This is a genomic window from Microcystis sp. LE19-84.1B (genome assembly GCF_027531875.1).
GTDB classification, from domain to species: Bacteria; Cyanobacteriota; Cyanobacteriia; order Cyanobacteriales; family Microcystaceae; genus Microcystis; species Microcystis panniformis.
Map to the genome: position 1 here is coordinate 1 of NZ_JAPZSR010000404.1, position 14,365 is coordinate 14,365.

Annotated in this window: 17 protein-coding genes; 7 read left to right on the top strand and 10 right to left on the bottom strand. The window is 42.5% G+C overall.

The genetic code is table 11. The annotated features are described in order from the left end of the window. From O9324_RS22470 to O9324_RS22480, 3 genes are all read right to left on the bottom strand, one after another. Positions 1 to 139 (bottom strand): DUF29 family protein (locus tag O9324_RS22470; RefSeq protein ID WP_271954489.1); only part of this gene is annotated, 139 nt, incomplete at its 3' end. Between the two features lie 43 nt (positions 140 to 182). Then, positions 183 to 1,166 (bottom strand): protein-methionine-sulfoxide reductase catalytic subunit MsrP, encoded by a 984-nt coding sequence (msrP, locus tag O9324_RS22475; protein ID WP_288141354.1) that lies wholly within the window; start codon positions 1,164 to 1,166, stop codon positions 183 to 185. Between the two features lie 85 nt (positions 1,167 to 1,251). Further along, the gene (locus O9324_RS22480; protein ID WP_288141355.1) at positions 1,252 to 2,637 is read right to left on the bottom strand and encodes a cytochrome P450; all 1,386 of its coding nucleotides are present in this window, start codon (positions 2,635 to 2,637) and stop codon (positions 1,252 to 1,254) included. A gap of 263 nt (positions 2,638 to 2,900) precedes the next feature. Between O9324_RS22480 and O9324_RS22485 the strand changes: the two genes are divergently transcribed. Both O9324_RS22485 and O9324_RS22490 read left to right on the top strand, forming a co-directional pair. Next, positions 2,901 to 3,656 carry a TVP38/TMEM64 family protein gene (locus O9324_RS22485; RefSeq protein WP_002768687.1) on the top strand — a complete coding sequence of 252 codons (756 nt, stop codon included), beginning with the start codon at positions 2,901 to 2,903 and terminating at the stop codon, positions 3,654 to 3,656. Between the two features lie 257 nt (positions 3,657 to 3,913). Further along, a complete protein-coding gene (locus tag O9324_RS22490; protein ID WP_288141356.1) occupies positions 3,914 to 5,461 on the top strand; it encodes a mercuric reductase in 1,548 nt (515 codons plus the stop codon). 205 nt (positions 5,462 to 5,666) lie between these two features. On the opposite strand, the gene O9324_RS22495 is transcribed toward O9324_RS22490, so the two are convergent. Both O9324_RS22495 and O9324_RS22500 read right to left on the bottom strand, forming a co-directional pair. After that, positions 5,667 to 6,050, bottom strand: coding sequence for a type II toxin-antitoxin system VapC family toxin (locus tag O9324_RS22495; protein ID WP_002790025.1), 384 nt, complete (start codon positions 6,048 to 6,050; stop codon positions 5,667 to 5,669). Then, positions 6,047 to 6,274, bottom strand: a complete 228-nt coding sequence (locus O9324_RS22500; RefSeq protein ID WP_002790026.1) for a type II toxin-antitoxin system Phd/YefM family antitoxin — start codon at positions 6,272 to 6,274, stop codon at positions 6,047 to 6,049. Before O9324_RS22500 ends, O9324_RS22495 begins: the two co-directional genes overlap by 4 nt. A 705-nt stretch (positions 6,275 to 6,979) precedes the next feature. On the opposite strand from O9324_RS22500, the gene O9324_RS22505 reads away from it, so the two are divergent. Then, positions 6,980 to 7,408: a hypothetical protein gene (locus tag O9324_RS22505; protein ID WP_002790027.1), complete on the top strand. Its 429-nt coding sequence runs from the start codon at positions 6,980 to 6,982 to the stop codon at positions 7,406 to 7,408. An 87-nt stretch (positions 7,409 to 7,495) separates the two neighbouring features. Here the strand turns inward: O9324_RS22505 and O9324_RS22510 are convergent, their stop codons facing one another. Together O9324_RS22510 and O9324_RS22515 are read right to left on the bottom strand one after the other, a co-directional pair. Further along, a complete protein-coding gene (locus O9324_RS22510) occupies positions 7,496 to 7,831 on the bottom strand; it encodes a type II toxin-antitoxin system VapC family toxin (protein WP_288141357.1) in 336 nt (111 codons plus the stop codon). Continuing rightward, entirely contained in the window at positions 7,828 to 8,115 is a 288-nt protein-coding gene (locus O9324_RS22515) for a hypothetical protein (RefSeq protein WP_288141358.1), read from the bottom strand. The genes O9324_RS22510 and O9324_RS22515 overlap by 4 nt, the downstream gene beginning before the upstream one ends. Positions 8,116 to 8,647: 532 nt before the next feature. Between O9324_RS22515 and O9324_RS22520 the strand changes: the two genes are divergently transcribed. Both O9324_RS22520 and O9324_RS22525 read left to right on the top strand, forming a co-directional pair. Further along, on the top strand, positions 8,648 to 8,968 hold the full coding sequence (locus O9324_RS22520) for a hypothetical protein (RefSeq protein WP_002768682.1): 321 nt from the start codon (positions 8,648 to 8,650) through the stop codon (positions 8,966 to 8,968). Positions 8,969 to 8,983: 15 nt separating this feature from the next. Then, positions 8,984 to 9,388 (top strand): type II toxin-antitoxin system VapC family toxin, encoded by a 405-nt coding sequence (locus O9324_RS22525; RefSeq protein ID WP_288141359.1) that lies wholly within the window; start codon positions 8,984 to 8,986, stop codon positions 9,386 to 9,388. Positions 9,389 to 9,698: 310 nt separating this feature from the next. On the opposite strand, the gene O9324_RS22530 is transcribed toward O9324_RS22525, so the two are convergent. From O9324_RS22530 to O9324_RS22540, 3 genes are all read right to left on the bottom strand, one after another. Further along, a complete protein-coding gene (locus tag O9324_RS22530) occupies positions 9,699 to 9,905 on the bottom strand; it encodes a type II toxin-antitoxin system HicA family toxin (protein WP_002741035.1) in 207 nt (68 codons plus the stop codon). Further along, positions 9,902 to 10,105 (bottom strand): type II toxin-antitoxin system HicB family antitoxin, encoded by a 204-nt coding sequence (locus O9324_RS22535; RefSeq protein WP_002734086.1) that lies wholly within the window; start codon positions 10,103 to 10,105, stop codon positions 9,902 to 9,904. Before O9324_RS22535 ends, O9324_RS22530 begins: the two co-directional genes overlap by 4 nt. 149 nt (positions 10,106 to 10,254) lie before the next feature. Next, positions 10,255 to 11,367 (bottom strand): linear amide C-N hydrolase, encoded by a 1,113-nt coding sequence (locus tag O9324_RS22540; RefSeq protein ID WP_043996724.1) that lies wholly within the window; start codon positions 11,365 to 11,367, stop codon positions 10,255 to 10,257. A 223-nt stretch (positions 11,368 to 11,590) separates the two neighbouring features. Here O9324_RS22540 and O9324_RS22545 point away from each other — a divergent pair, with 223 nt between their 5' ends. Both O9324_RS22545 and O9324_RS22550 read left to right on the top strand, forming a co-directional pair. Further along, positions 11,591 to 12,139, top strand: coding sequence for a hypothetical protein (locus O9324_RS22545; protein ID WP_002768678.1), 549 nt, complete (start codon positions 11,591 to 11,593; stop codon positions 12,137 to 12,139). Between the two features lie 724 nt (positions 12,140 to 12,863). Next, positions 12,864 to 14,198 carry an AAA-like domain-containing protein gene (locus tag O9324_RS22550; protein WP_287628612.1) on the top strand — a complete coding sequence of 445 codons (1,335 nt, stop codon included), beginning with the start codon at positions 12,864 to 12,866 and terminating at the stop codon, positions 14,196 to 14,198. Positions 14,199 to 14,365 lie beyond the last annotated feature (167 nt).

Consider the following 14,365-nt stretch of genomic DNA (forward strand, 5'->3'; position numbering starts at 1 on the left):
TTTCACTCCTTCCCATACTTGCTAATTCCTCCAGTAAATTATCTAAATCTACCCGCTCAAACTGTCTCGCTTGCAGTTGATTAATAGTAGTTCTAATCCAGAGATAAAAGTCTTGTTCGTACAGGGTTTTATTGTCCATAAATACTCACTTAAACTAAATAAAACGGGGATAGTTATAGAATTTAACTATATAAACTAGCCACATATTCACCGTAGCCATTATAGGGCAGAGTTTCGATAATTTCCCAAGATAAATCACTTCTACTGCCGATAAATTTCTCCGTTGCTTGCGACCAACGGGGATGGGGTTTACTGGGGTTTACATTAGCCTCAAAATCGTATTCATGAGCGTCAATTGTGTTCCAGTAGGTGGCTGGTTGTTTGGCTGTAAATTCAATTTTCACTATCGATTTTGCCCCTTTAAAACCGTATTTCCAAGGAATAACCATTCGCAAGGGTGCGCCGTGTTGTTTGGGTAAATCATGCCCGAAAATTCCCACGGCAAAGAAAGCTAATTCATTGGCCATTTCTTCAATTCTTAAACCTTCTGTATAGGGCCAAGGTAAGGCTCCTAAATGTAATCCTGGCCCTTTGGTAATTTCGGGATCATAAAAGGAGGTAAAACGGACGAATTTTGCTTCGGGTTTTGGTTCCACTGCCGCAATTAAAGCACTCATGGGAAACCCTAGCCAAGGTAAGACCATTGACCAAGCTTCCACACAACGAAAACGATAGATTCTTTCTTCGAGAGGAAAGGTTTTTTTAATAGTATCTATATCGTAGGTTTGGGGATTTTTTACCAATCCTCCCACTTCTACCGTCCAGGGATTCGTCGGTAATTTCTGCGCTTTTAACCAGATATTTTTCCCCCCTCCGAACTCATAAAAATTGTTATATTTCCCCGCTACAGTTTCGGCAACTATAGGACGATTTACCGTTAAAAACTGCGGATTTTTGCTGAACCCTTCAATTTTAGGTAATTGCAAACTTTTTTCTAAAGCTTCCGAGGAGGAGGATTTACCACAAGAAGTTAATAATAGGGAACTCCCCGCAATTCCTGTCCCAATTAACCCCTGTAAAAAGCGACGACGGTTAAAATAAACACTTTCGGAAGTAACTTCATTTTCGGAAATTTGCCAGGATTTAGCTAAACGAATTAAGACCATAATTATCCCTAATTTTATTGACAAAAAAGCAGAGTTATGATATGGGATACCACAACTCTGATTGTACAATATTTTGTCAGTTTTTTTAAGAAATTTCGGCGAGCATCGGGGCAGTCACCAGAGGTTCCCGTCGTCCTTTTAAGACCATGGGAACTCCTCGCGAGGGAGCAAGGGTGACACCGCGGCGACTGGGTTTTTCGGGGGTATTATTAACTAGAGTTAACTGATAATTAGCCAAAATTGTGGCGATAGCGATTTTCATCTCGTAGATAGCTAAAACTTCCCCGATACAACGACGCGCTCCACCACCAAAAGGCATATATTCGTAGGGGGTGAATTGTTTTTCTAAAAAGCGTTCTGGTTTAAAAGTATGGGAATCGGGGAAAGTTTGCTCGCGGTGGTGAGCTAGATAAATACAACCCATAAGAATTGTCCCTTTTTCTAAAGGATAACCATCTAGTTCTACCGGTTCTTCCACTGCTCGCGGAAAAGTTAACATTCCCACGGGATGAATGCGTAAAGTTTCCGAACAAACCGCCGAAAGATAGGGTAATCGAGTTATATCAATGGGGTTAGGATTATCTCCTAAAGTGGCTATTTCTTGGAGAATTTTTGCTTTAATTTCTGGGTAGCGATGGGTCCAGTAGAGCGCCCAGGACATAGCGGTGGCAGTGGTTTCATGACCTGCGAATAATAAGGTCATTAATTCATCGCGCAATTCCTTATCGCTCATCGGGTTGCCTTCTTCATCCCGGGACGACATCAGTAGTGATAAAATATCGTTGCGATTGGGGTTAGGATTAGCTTTTCTTTCGGCAATTTCTGTATAGATAATATCATCAATTTTTTCTTGGGAACGCTGGTATTTTCCCCAGGGACTCCAAGCACCCAAATCAGCCCGCAAAATTGGGAAAAATAGCAAAGAAGCCATCACCGGAGAGTTAAAAATATCGAGCATTTCAGCCAGAATTTTTTTCAGGGTTTGATAACGTTCCCCTTGACTAATTCCAAAAACTGCCTCCATAATTACTTGTAAAGCAATCGCTGTGGTCGCTGAACGGGCCTTAAAAGGTTGATTTTGGGGCAATTCTGCCATCACTCTTAGGGTAATATCGCGGATTAAATCGCCGTAGAAACGCATTCTCTCCCCGTGAAAAGGTGGCAATAAAAGCTGACGGCGTTTTTTGTGGATGTCTCCGTCTAACATGACGACGGAATAATCACCAATAATCGGGGCAATAATCCGATTGGCTTCCCCTGGTGCCGAAAATTTTTTACGGTCATTAGTTAAAACCTGTTGTAGGGCCGCAGGACTACTGACAAAGATAAAATTATCTACAGTTAAACCCACTTTTGTGCTAAAAATATCGCCATGCTTGCGGGCGGCATTTTCCATAAAAGCTACAGGATTAATGATCCATTGTGCCATTTGCAGGAAGGTGGGGGCTTTGACCTTGGGGATGATTTTCATAGATTAATTGCTATATCCAATGCTAATTATTTCTAATTGTGACATTTTTTTCCCAGAGACGGCAAGGTGTAATATCAAGTAAACAGCAAAAATTACCGGGCTGTTGCTCGTCCTATCTTCTCCCAGAGAGGGGGATTTTCTGGGAATTTTCAGGATTGGCTTTCTGGTCTAAACAATGATAACTACGGTAGAATAGCCCCTAGTTCTATTTAATTCGCTTTTATAGTTTAATCTCTCTTTTATTCTCTTTTTAGGGACTTGTGATGATTATTTCCCAGTCCAGCAACTGGAAAAAGCTGGTTATTTGCCGTTATTTGCCGCTGCTAATCGCCTTTAGCGGCACTTTTCTCCTGACTACTCCCCCCGCTTTTGCCCTCGAATCCAGTGCCTCCACCGGTTTTAATCCTCAAACTATTCTTTTCAATGCCTTAACTTGGGTGGATAGTTTGGGGTCTGTGGGAGCGATCGCGTTTATAATTATCTATATTCTAGCTACTGTGGCCTTTTTTCCCGGTTCAATCCTGACTTTAGGGGCTGGTGTGGTTTTTGGCCTGGTTTTAGGCTCTTTTTACGTCTTTATCGGGGCAACTATCGGCTCCGCTGCCGCTTTTCTGGTGGGACGTTATTTGGCTAGGGGTTGGGTGGCGGAAAAAATTCAAGGTAATAATAAATTTCAAGCTATCGATGAAGCTGTGGGGAAAGAAGGCCTAAAAATAGTGCTTTTAACCCGGTTATCTCCCATATTTCCTTTTAATCTGCTCAATTATGCCTATGGTGTCACCGGGGTTTCCCTGAAAGACTATCTACTAGGTTCCGCAGGCATGATTCCGGGGACGATAATGTATGTCTATATTGGCTCTTTAGCGGGCAGTCTTGCCACTATCGGCACCTCAACACCAGCCACTAACCCAGCTTTACAATGGACTATTCGCCTGAGCGGTTTTATCGCTACCGTTGCTCTCACCCTCTACGTCACAAAAATTGCCCGTCAGGCCCTGGCATCAGTTATCAGTGAATAGTAATCATTTATCAGTCAGGGGTTGGGGAAGTGGGGGAATGGGGAAGTGGGGTGTGACCCCCCCAACCCCCCCGACATCGGGGGGGCAGGGGGGGTGTGGGGTGTGGGGTGTGGGAAGTGGGGAAATTGAACTAAAACCCCAAAACCCCAAAACCCCAAAACCTAAAACCTAAAACCTATCTCCCGACTCCTGACTCCTATCTCCTGACTCCCCAAAACGAAAACTTCGTATCTCACCATTAAGATAACTACTTTATTATGTTTCAAAATAGCTCCAGTGAAGTTAATATTCTCCCCATGGACGAACATAATCAAAAATTAGTTAATCATGTTCATCCTGCCGATTGGGTCAATCCACAACCCCAAGATTGTTATGATTTAGTCGTCATTGGTGCGGGTACTGCGGGTTTAGTCGTAGCGGCGGGGGCTGCGGGTTTAGATATAGGTTTAAAAGTGGCTTTAGTAGAAAAACATCTCATGGGAGGAGATTGCCTCAATTTCGGTTGTATTCCTTCTAAATGTCTGATTCGTTCCTCTAGAATTATCGGGGAAATTGAGAAAGCCAAAAAATTAGGAATCGATATTGGAGATACTAGGGTAGATTTCGCCAGAGTCATGACCAGAATGCGGCAAATTCGCGCTGATATTAGCCCTCATGATTCGGTGCAACGTTTCCAAAAACTAGGTATCGATGTCTTCTTGGGTAGCGCTCGTTTTTTGGGACAAAATGCCGTGGCAGTGGCAGGAAAAACCCTCGCTTATAAAAAAGCCGTCATTGCCACTGGTGCTGGGGCCCTTCATCCCGATATCCCCGGACTAAAAGAAGCGGGATTTTATACCAATGAAACAATTTTTTCCCTCACAGAATTACCTCCTCGATTAGCTGTTATCGGTGGCGGGCCGCTTGGTTGTGAATTAGCCCAAGCTTTTCAACGGTTAGGCGCGCAGGTGATTTTATTTCATAATCATTCCCATCTTTTGAATAAAGAAGACCAAGAAGCAGCTGAAATTATTGAGAATACTTTGCTGCGGGAAGGAATGCAATTAATTCTCTCTTGCCAAATTGAACGGGTGACAAAAAATGAGCAGGGTAAAACCATTGAATACACTAGCAACGGTCAAGGAGCAACTATCACCGTTGATGAGATTTTAGTCGCTGCTGGCCGGGGGCCTAATGTGTCAGGATTAAATTTAGAAGCGGTGGCCGTGGAATACGATACTCGTCGGGGAGTCAAAGTTAATGATTATCTGCAAACTACTAACCCGAAAATTTATGCGGCTGGTGATATCTGTATGGATTGGAAATTTACCCATGCCGCCGATGCAGCCGCCCGTATTGTGATTAAAAATACTCTCTTTTCTCCCTTCGGTTTCGGACGCAATAAGCTCAGTAATTTAGTTCTGCCTTGGGTCACTTATACCGACCCAGAAATCGCTCGTGTGGGTATGGATGAAACCCAAGCACAGACCCGGGGATTGACCACTAATACTATTAAAATTCCTTTGAGTATAGTCGATCGAGCTATCACTGATGGCGAAACAGCAGGTTTTTTAAAAATTATTCACAAACAAGGTTCCGACCAAATTTTAGGAGCCACTATCGTCGCCTCCCACGCCGGTGAGATGATTTCCGAAATTACCACCGCTATGGTTGCTAAAATCGGACTGAGTAAACTCTCTACTGTTATTCATCCCTATCCCACCCAAGCGGAAGCGATTAAAAAGGCCGCCGATGCCTATCGTCGAACTCTCTTGACTCCTAATAGTCAAAAATTCTTGGAATTGTTGACTAAATTATCGGGTTAAAATCAATGATTGCCACCGGACAGAACTACGGCAGAACTTTGAGCAATTCTGGTGGGAATTATAGTCATTTCAATTAAGATTGAGAATATCAATGCCAGAGTTCATAAGGGGTTCACCGGTCTAGAGTGTATCAGACTTATCTGAAATGACTATATAATCGCCATCTCCGAAGAGGAAACCATCTTGAAATACAGCAACAAAAACCCTACCATATTCTACTTATTCCGTAGCTATCGAATATTTCATCTGCGCTAATAATCGACATTTTTTCTACCATCGCTTGAGCAATTAATAATCGATCAAACGGGTCACGATGATGAAATGGTAAAGTTGTGACAACTGTAAGATGTGCCATGCTGATTGATAGAATTTCCATGTCGTTAAGTTGCACTTGTTGAGGAATAAATTGATCGTATGTATTGGGTATGGTTAGCTTGCCAATACTAACTTTGATGGCAATTTCCCACAAACTGGCAATACTCAACAGTAGATCGACATCTGATTCAATTAAATTTTTAGCATCAATACTCAACTGAGGACTGTTATTAATAAACCAAAGAAATGTATGGGTATCGAGTAATAATTTCATCCCATGTACTCACTGAAATCTTCCAAAGGTTCATCAAAATCAGGTGACATCCAGATTAATCCTTTGGCACTCCCACTCTGACGGCGTTTTGGGGGTGGAGTCAATCGCACTAATTTTAAAACCGGTTGATCATTCTGGGTGATGATAATCTCATCCCCCTTGAGTGCAGATTGCAATAAGCTTTCTAGTTGTGTTTGAGCTTGATTTATATCAATTTGGTGCATAGTCTCTTATTATTAAAGTTTTCTAGAAGTTTAGCAACAAAAATCTCCCATCACTATCCAATTCTAAAAAGTGATGGAAACTATGACACCATTGCAGATGTCAAATCTTCTTGGCATCAACTCATTATCAAAGTGTAAAAAGGGCATTCAGCTAATATTCTATCGATAATTCGGTGGACATTGCTGAAGTTGAGCATTGACCTCATCAAGTGGCTTTTGAGATTCCTTTAAATTGTATTCTGCGTTAATTTTATCCGCTTGTGTTGGTTGGCTGTATGGACTTGGTGATGAAATTTGTTGTTCCCAGAACTGAACATGAGATTTGTGCATTTCCTTCATATTCATGAGACTGATGCAATTTTCGTGTACAGAACGTGGTATTCCGGCTTCCGTAGACGAGGATTGTATTCCTTGGGAGTTGGTAGGGTCGTATGGATTTGATACACTTGGAGGCTGAGGATTTACTTGAGTAGGCGAGGATTGTATTCCTGGGGGATTGACCTGACTACCTGTGTGCCGCTCAGAAGATCAAGCCACAAGAGCTATTGCAGCAAGCTTTGCAGCACATGAGCTTTTCATAACCTTACCTCGGCTATGCGGTTGTTGAAGAGGCTTAGTTAAACCTTTAATTATATTCTAAACAAAGAAAATACCAGAGGAACGCATTTTCAACTTTTCTTAACTTTTATTACTCTAGAGGCTCTGTTGCCCGAAAATCGCTATCCTGATGTGGTAAAACGAGATAAAGTCCCCTATCAGGGCAGTTTTGAGGAAATTGCGGTCAGTGCGGTCAATAATGACAGAGGTAAAATTGAAGATAACGGCAATGGCTTCGCCGTCAGTGAAGAATTAGCCGAACATTTACGTTTGTTGGAGAAGCAGGCAATTGAAACGGGGTTTCAAGTGGGACTCCAGCAGGCAGAAATCATGGGGAAAGTCATCCCGCAAGTGACCATCATGCGGCTCAAAGAGATGATTGCCACCGGAGAACTGCGGCAGAACTTTGAGCAATTCTGGCGGGAAGCTGCCGCGCAGTTGGGAAACCCCCAATCCCTCACCGAACAGGGGTCGGGGAAATGGCAGGAGTATCAGTTGGAGAAATACCAACCCCTGACGCAGCTCTGCCCTTTTTAGAATACAAGTAAACGGTGAAAACCTTCTTGCTCAAAATGGCGATCGGTGGTTAATGCTTCATTAATATTGAACTGACGCATGATGACGCTACTGACGCATCAATAAAAAGCTAACTGCATCGCATAAAGAATAAGTCTTATCTTGCCGTGCCATCAATAGTTTGACAGCAGCACGATGTAAAGGCTCATCTATCCAAACTGTCTCGATATCTGGATTTTCTAGCAAATCGGTGATAAATTCTAGGGTGGCTAAACGCGGGTAACGCCGAACTTGAGCTAGAGCAACTAACTCTGCTAAAACGTAACTGTGGGTGATGCTTTTACCTGCACTATCTAACAATTGGACAGCTTCTTCATGTCCTGGTTCATCACGATAGACATAGCAAAGTAACCCAGAAGTATCGAGGAGTATCACCGATTTCATGTCTCCTCATGAGTATCTCCATACTCTCTTCCTAAGTCAGCATCAATGCTTTCATTATCTGCGCCTGTGGGATAGCCGCTAATTGAACCAATATGTCTCTCAAAGCGTTTTCGGGCTGCTTCTTTTTCCGCTTCCGTGCGTTGGTCTTTAGCTTTTGTTAAGCGATACTGTCGCTCAAGGGAAGTTGTTACTAATTCTGACAGGTCGATCCCTAATATTTTAGCTTGCTGTTGCAAGGCGGCATAGACTTCATCGCTCAATTCTAGGGTTAAGACTTGACTCATTTGGCTGTACCTTCATTGTGGCTATTGATTAGATTAATTTCTTTTTTAACTCTTTGACCATTATAACCTCGGACTCTTCACAGTAGCACTGTAGGGTGGGTTAGCGACAGCGTAACCCACCGCATATTAAAAAATTGATGGTGCGTTACACGCGCGTTTTCGCACCCTATGGCGATGGCGTACTGCTACGCAGTGCCTTCGGCATCGCACTGTCGGTTGGTAATTTTAATATAAGCAGCATCGTGGCGCACTTGATTCGTCCAGCCTGCTTTCAACACCCATGCGGGAAAGGAAGCTTTATTACGGGCGCTGTTACAAATTACGGCTTTTTCAGCCTTGTCGGGAAGACAGGGCTGGGAATTTTTTTCAGCAGGCGAACTTAAAGCAGGTTAGGTTAAAATTAACTTATTCGGCTCTGATTTTGGATTGGGGAGTTATCTGCTCTCTTCCTACGAAAGGAAACGATTTGCCGAAACGGGATGCTCCCTAAAAATCAGAAAAAATTCGCCACACCAGTCTCAAGGAGGAAAGGATGTCTCAAGTCTCTATTCAATCAGATTTGGTCGATGATAAAATTCAGTCTAGGCTCGTTATTCGTATCGCGTCAATTATTGATGATTTTATCAAGAATGAGAGCTTATTGGAAGATTTAAATAGAGATGAAATGGTTAAGTATTTTGTGAATTTACTGACCGAAAAATTTTCCTCTTCAGAATTAGAAACAATGCCCGATGAAAGTCTAGGTCGCAAAATCAGGCGAGTCTTAGGAGTGCAAGCAATGGCGGGACTGCTGAAGGATTTAACTCCAGAACAAATGGCAGAGTTTGAAGCAGTGATGGCAAGTTTTAGATAGAAATAGTAAATAGTCGTGGGTTATCTACTCGATACTAACATCGTCACAGCTATTCTCAAAGACAACCAAGTAGTCGTTGAGAGATTGAGTGCAGTAAGGCTACAAGGAAAGGATGTTTTCATAAGCTGTATTACTTATTTAGAAACTGAAGCTGGACTATTAGCAATTAAGGCAACGAAGAAGTTAGCAAGATTTCAGAATCTGTGTCGCACTGATTTGAGAGTATTGTTGTTAGATACAATGGAAATTGTTCATCAAGCCGCAGCAATTTCTGCTGATTTAAGGCTTAAGGGAACCCCCATACAAATGGCTGATATTCTCATTGCAGCAACAGCTATTAGCTATAATCTCATTGTCGTTTCTGACGACTCAGATATGCTGAGAGTTCAGGGATTAATCGTAGAAAATTGGCGGCGATGAGATAATTTGCTGGTGATGATCTGACCCATCCAGGAAAGAAAGCTTTATTACTAATATTTTAGCCTGCTGTTGCAAGGTGGCATAAACTTCATCGCTCAATTCTAGGGTTAAGACTTGACTCATTTAGCTGTACCTTCATTGTGGATATTGATTAGATTAATTTCTTTTTTAACTCTTTGACCATTATAACCTCGGACATCAGCTTGTCTCTTCACAGTAACACTATAGGGTGGGTTAGCGACAGCGTAACCCACCGAATATTAGGAAATTGATGGTGCGTTACATTAACATTAACGCACACTACGAAAGCTTATAAGTCATCTTCCGATAATCGAGCTATTTTCATAATTGATTTTAAAGTTCCAATTTTTAAGTCCTGATTGCGGTGTACAGGAATAGATAGAATTTTATCTTCATCCTCCTTTTCATAAATATGGTGACTACTGGTAATTTTTTTGAGTATCCAACCTTTTTTTTCGACAATTTTACAGAGTTTTTTCCCTGATATTGATTTCATACAGCAATTTCAATCACTTCTGACCTAGATTCAGGTTGTTTGCTTTCATTGGCAACTTCTAACCAGCCTTGTATGGCATCTTGGAGGTTATCGACAACTTCGTCCATACTATCTCCTTCTGTTATACAACCGGGCAGAGCGGGAACTTCAGCCCAGTAACCGCCTTCTTCGGCTGGATGAATAATAGCTTTGATTTTCATCAGGTTCAGAATTTTTGAAAACTTATCTCTTATTTTAATATGAATATGGAAGTTGGGTTTCCTTGCGTCAACCCAACCTACAGGCGATGCGATCGGCGATCGCAGTGTATTTATGGCTAACTTTCTAATAGCTTCTAGTTAAGAGAATCTTAACCCTTTAAGTCATTGGTCATATCTACAATAGGTTGTTCACTTTCGGTACTTAAAGTTTTAACGTTTTTTTCACCAGTTGCCATCAGTTTTTTCAAGTCAACCATCCGAATTGTTTGATCCTCATAGGTTTTCCAGTAATAACGTAAATTGTGCGGATCACGGGCTGAAGTAAACATAGTATAATCCGTTTCATGTCCTGCTCGTGCAACTCCCACAGGAATATCAAAGTTATTTAAGATATGAAATACCTGTTCAATTCCTTCTTCAATAGTAGTTGAGGGGATTGCTGTTTGACTGAAAACAGTAGCACGAACAAACCGAGCCGGAGGCGTAAAATCACCCGGCATTCCTAACATTCCAGTCCCTTGACCGAATTGTGAGAAGGTTTCACCAGCGATCTCGATGGAGGGTACATTGCGAGGATCAAGGGCTATATAGTTACGAAGATTGGTCATGTGCCAATCAAAAGTAGGAGAATTGGTTATTATCCCAAGGGGATTGTCATGAACGATTAATTTACCCTCAACTGGTTCAATCACAATACTTTTTCCTGTCCTGTCATAAACGATATAGTGAACTGTCAAAGGATCAAAGGGAAGGGGTTTTCCTGCCTCATCGTTAGGGATTGAGCGAAAGACCACAACCTCTTTATTGGCAATTGCCTTTTTGACTTGATCAACATCGGTAAATTTAGATAGAATCCACCTCGGGAAATCTTGAGGTCCCATTCCTTTACTAATATCTTCTTCGGAAGCTGTAGATTCTGTAGATTCTTCAGGTAAAATTTGATATTGAGCATAGGAAGGAAAAAAGAACACACCTAAAGCTAATCCTTCTTCGTTAATGCCATCAAAACAATTAATATCTTCAAATTGGACAAGACTACCCATACTTTTGGCCCAAGCTGCAAGAATGGCGTAGTCAGATTTATAGGACATTCCAACTGTTTTAAATCCATTCCCCATTTTGCATTGAAAAGACTCACCTGCGGGTATATAGACAATATCTGTATCGACTTCGACCCCAAATTCAAGGGTTCGACCATGAACAAATTGCTTAGTTTCTCCTGTGAGAGGATTACCAATTTGTAATTTAATTCCGGTACACATCACATTAATTCTCCTAAAAGTGGATTAAGCGAATAAATGAGATCGCCCCCTCGCAGCTAGGTCAAGCAACAGCCCAACCCAACCCCAAAGGCGATTGAAAACAACAATACATCGTACCCCCCCCCGCCCCTGCAACTGTATCCTACGCTACAATTTAATAAATCTTTACATTCTTCTCCCTGACTAGGGATTCACAGCAGAAAATGAAGTCTGCGTCCCCAGAATGCCTGATGGGACAGAATTGATTGTCACTCGCAGCCCCCCGGTGAACTCCAACGGTGTCATCACCCTGACTAACCGCCACCTCCCCCAACTGAAATGGCAGGAAAGCCTCTTAATAGCTCGTCCTGTCAATCAATTTCGGGACTTTTTTCCCGAAGTTAACAATCAGAATCTTACGGAAATTGCGATCGAAATCAAGGAAACCTACAATGATTATTTAAAGTCAGCGCGATCGCTTGAAGACCTGAAAAACCGGCATCCCGAACTGAGAGAACCCTATATCGAGGTAACATCAGCGAAAAGTCAGAGAACGATTTACCTGACACGGCTAGATCGGTTTGGGACTTTAGAATCGGTTTTTTTTAGTCAAGATAAGCAGTTTCCCGTTGATTTACAGCTTGTTAACAACAAGATTGACCGAGAGATTCCTAATTCTCTTTTGGCTGTAGCAACGCTCGATTTAGAAGGGAAATCAGTGGAGCAACCAATTGGCGCGATCGCCTTATCCTCGGTAGAGGAATACAACCTGAAAGCAGGAATAAATATGTAGAGATGGTGCGTCAAGAACACCCTGAAAGTGAAAGACAGCAATTAGCGGCGGCTCTCTGACATCATGCTCATACCAGGGGTCATCAGTCATCAGTTATCAGATTTGCGTTTTCAGTCCACTGATAACTGAAAATACTCCCCAACTCCCACTCGGCAATAACTACTGGCAGCCAGAAATACGTTGGTTACTTATCATGCTTTGTGCTTTTTGTCAAAAAAACTTTTTTTTTGTAATAAAACTACACAAAAAAAAGATCATCGTTGTGGGTGAAATTGACTCATTTACCCGTCTTAATTAGGATTACCTTGTAGGTGTGACAAGGGTTTCAACCATTGCTACCCAAAAAAGCACAGAATGACCCATTGTGAAATTCTATCAAATCGCTGTAACCATTGGAACATCGTCGTTAAATAAAAATCTTTCTCAATTAATTCTTAAGAATTTGTAAATATTGCGAAATGTTAATTTAAATATTCTCAAGCTTTTGGAGTTAGTAGATAATTTTTGCTTATCTTTGTCGAAAAATAGAACTCCTGCAAAAATCCAACACCTACCATTAGGTTAGAAGTCAGGAGTCAGGAGACAGGTTTTAGGTTTTGGGGGTTGGGGTTTTGGGGTTTTAGTTCAATTTCCCCACTTCCCCCCTCCCCACTTCCCCATTCCCCCACTTCCCCATTCCCCCACACCCTACACCCCACATCCCACACCCCACACCCCAATTCGTATGAGAGATTCCCTATCAAGCCGTCTAAGAGTACAACAACACTGCCTCAATCAAGTTAAATTAGCCGTGAGAAAGCAGGGCTTTAGCAGTCAACGCTCCTTAGCCAAAGAAGCTGAATTTAGTCTGGCTACTGTCAGCAACTTCCTGACTGGTAAACCGTTAGAACAAGCCACTTTTGAACAAATTTGTCGTCGATTATGCCTCGACTGGCAAGAAATAGCTGCCCTGAATTTTCAGCTAACAGCACCCCCTCAAGACAAAATTCCGGTTAATTCGGCAGCCAAGAGCGAAAAATTGGACACATTACCCCCCTATCCTAATGGAGCAGTTCCCCTTGGTTCCCCATTTTATTTAGAACGTCTTCCCCTCGAAGAACAGATCAGGCAGGAAATCAAGAAACCGGGGGCTTTAGTGCGGATAAAAGCCCCGAAAGAAATGGGCAAAACATCCCTACTTTTGAGAATGCTCGATTTTGCCAAACAGCAAGGCTACCGCACGGTGAGTTTGAACCTAGAACAGGTGGACCAGGCCATTTTGGCTGATTTAAACCAATTTTTGCGCTGGTTGTGTGCCAATGCCGCCCGTCAACTACAGTTAAAACCGCAATTAGATGAGTATTGGGATGAGGATTTAGGCAGCAAGATTAGCTGTACGGTTTACATTCAAGACTATCTCCTGGAATCGATTACCGCCCCCATTGTCCTCGCTCTCGATGAACTTAATCAGATATTTGAACATCCCCAAGTGGCCAAGGATTTTTTACCGCTGCTGCGTTCTTGGTACGAAGAAGCCAAAACCCTACCTATTTGGCAAAAACTCCGTCTTATCGTCGTCCATTCCACAGAAATTTATGTTCCCCTGCAGCTCAATCAATCGCCCTTTAACGTGGGATTCCCCGCACAGCTAAGTCATTTTAGTCTTGAGGAGGTATTAAAATTAGCCCAACGTTATCAACTCACCTGGGAAAATCAGGAAAAAGTCAAACAACTGATGGAGCTAGTAGGAGGACACCCAGCTTTGGTACAAACCGCCCTCTACTATCTCAGTCGGGAGGAAATAACCATGACGCAAATATTAACCACTGCCACCTCCCTCACGGGGATCTATGCCCATCATCTGCGGCGCCATTGGGCGGTATTAGAACAACAACCGGAACTAGCGAAAGCCCTCGATCGGGTGATGAGCGCCGTGGAACCAGTACAATTAGACCCAATTCTCGCTTACAAACTCAGCAGTATGGGGCTACTCAAACAATCGGGAGATAAAGTAGTACCCGGCTATGAATTGTATCGACGCTATTTTTTAGAAGTGAAATCCTCTATCAGTTATCAGTAAACAGTAATCAGTTATCAGTGAAAGGCAGGGTGTGGGGTGTGGGGAAGTGGGGGAATGGGGAAGTGGGGAAGTGGGGAAATTGAACTAAAACCCCAAAACCCCAAAACCCCAACACCTAAAACCTATCTCCTGTCTCCTGCCTCCTAAATACTGGCTCCCGGCTCCTA